Annotated in this window: 4 protein-coding genes; all 4 read right to left on the bottom strand. The window is 38.4% G+C overall.

Going from position 1 to position 1,942, the window contains the following annotated elements:
- Window positions 1-207 (bottom strand): hypothetical protein (locus tag FHL05_RS12640; RefSeq protein WP_238706897.1); only part of this gene is annotated, 207 nt, incomplete at its 3' end.
- Between the two features lie 482 nt (window positions 208-689).
- Window positions 690-1,382 (bottom strand): replication protein, encoded by a 693-nt coding sequence (locus FHL05_RS12315; RefSeq protein WP_012695376.1) that lies wholly within the window; start codon window positions 1,380-1,382, stop codon window positions 690-692.
- Between the two features lie 72 nt (window positions 1,383-1,454).
- A complete protein-coding gene (locus tag FHL05_RS12310; protein ID WP_003555393.1) occupies window positions 1,455-1,610 on the bottom strand; it encodes a ribbon-helix-helix protein, CopG family in 156 nt (51 codons plus the stop codon).
- Between the two features lie 106 nt (window positions 1,611-1,716).
- A partial coding sequence (locus FHL05_RS12635; protein WP_238706896.1) for a hypothetical protein occupies window positions 1,717-1,942 on the bottom strand: 226 nt, incomplete at its 5' end.

Here is a 1,942-nt window from a genome sequence, read left to right as displayed (position 1 = left end):
AAAAGGGGGGTCGTAGTACGGTCGCAAAATTCGCTCCCTCGCCCCCTGATTTTCAAATTTATATCCCACACGAATAAAACCATGGGCGCTGCCCAAACCTGCAAGCTGTGTCAGCTTGACCCCATAAATGAGCGGGTGCTCCCGCTCAAACTCACCCCGCACTCGCCGTGAGGCAGGCAAAAAAAGCAGGTGTGCTTTTCTTTGCATGCGCAAAAGTGTCTTGGTCTAGTGAGTCTATCAACTCCTTAAAGCCTCCTAGAACGGCTAAAAGCCGTTCTACGTCGATTTACCGTTGACAGACAGCTAATTATGCATTTAACAGCTAAAATGGCTTAGAGAGCAAATTAGAGCCATTTAAAGCCAACATTCAAAGCAGTTAAAGTCCGAAGGAGGCTAGCGACTGGACTTTAACTGCTTTGAATGTTTCAACTGACGCAAGTCAGTTTTGTTTGAGCGAAGCGAAATCTGATACAGGTTTTACTGGTTTTAGCGCAACGTCATCTTTGATGACGTGTAAGTGCGCCTTTAACATTTTCTTTTGATTTTTTCATTGCTATTTTTAAAGCAATGCGCACTTACACACCACAATTAAAATTGATGGTGTTTGTGCTAAATTTCCTGTATCAGAAGTCGGCTAGCCGACAACAAAAAAAGGTGCTCGAATTGAGCACCCACTTTTTATTCACTAATCAATCTTGTATCTCGCCAGTTTCTTTGTCTATGTCTCCTCTGCCATACTTGCGTTCCTGATAAACAGCATCGAAATATAGTCTTATCAGTCCAGTATGAGCACGTAAAACCGAATTAACGACCTTGATACTAGGCATGCCATATTCTGAACCATGAGCTTTTAAAAAGCGTCTCAATTCACGCATATTTGCCAAATTATGGTCATCAATCAAATCACAAACATCATTCAGCATGTCGTCTTTGTCTTCCACATCAAGCGATATATATCTATCAATATCAAAATTATTTATCAGCGTAATATCTTTTTTATTATATTTATGTTTTTTCTTCTCAATAGCATCTTTAGACTCATGTGTAAGGTATGAATACATGCTTGCCATACTTCTGATGACTATTTGCACTTTAGCGATACTCCGATCACCTAGAAGCTGTTTAATCTTGTACCGCACACTATCAGCAGTAACTGGGTTTTTAGCCACATAGACAACATGATAATGCGGCTTTTTATAGTGCTTGCCATTTCGTATGACATCATCAGGTGTCCATTTTGATTTATCAGTTTTTTCATCCATATCATGAAATGGACTAATAGCAATTGGAACACCAATTAATTCTAATTTCGATTTCCAATCTTCTGGAATAGATTCAGGATATAACAAAAAGGTGAAGTATCTTGATTTGTCTTTTGCCATAATGGTAAAATAGCCTTGATAGAACAACAATGTTTAGCGGAAACTATCGTCTTGCCCAAGCCGAGTTTTCGCTTATTTTTTTTGTTCTAATTCCTTTCTTGAATAATTTTCTAAAGCTAAAGCTAAAATTGCAGACTTAGAAAAACCCTTTTCTTTCGCAAGATTTTCCAAAGTGAAATACTGATCTTCGGTTAGACTGACCGTAATTCTTTTTTTATTTGTAGCCATATTTTTACTCCAAACCAAATCAAATTTAAGTACACCATTATTATGCTTTTTTGCAACATTATTGTCAATAATATATGCTATAAATCTCTATTTCGCTAAAAACTCGCTAAAAACTCGCCGAAAACTCGCCGAGATTTAAAACTCTGTAACCATTGATATTAAAGGCTTGAAGACCATTTTTAACCAAAATTAGCACTCGGCACTTAAAAGGGGGGTCGTAGTACGGTCGCAAAATTCGCTCCCTCGCCCCCTGATTTTCAAATTTATATCCCACACGAATAAAACCATGGGCGCTGCCCAAACCTGCAAGCTGTGTCAGCTTGACCCCATAA

The organism is Companilactobacillus halodurans, from assembly GCF_009600995.1.
Classification (GTDB): domain Bacteria; phylum Bacillota; class Bacilli; order Lactobacillales; family Lactobacillaceae; genus Companilactobacillus; species Companilactobacillus halodurans.
The sequence above is the reverse complement of the archived record's forward strand: the minus strand, read 5'-3'. Positions and strand labels throughout refer to the sequence as shown.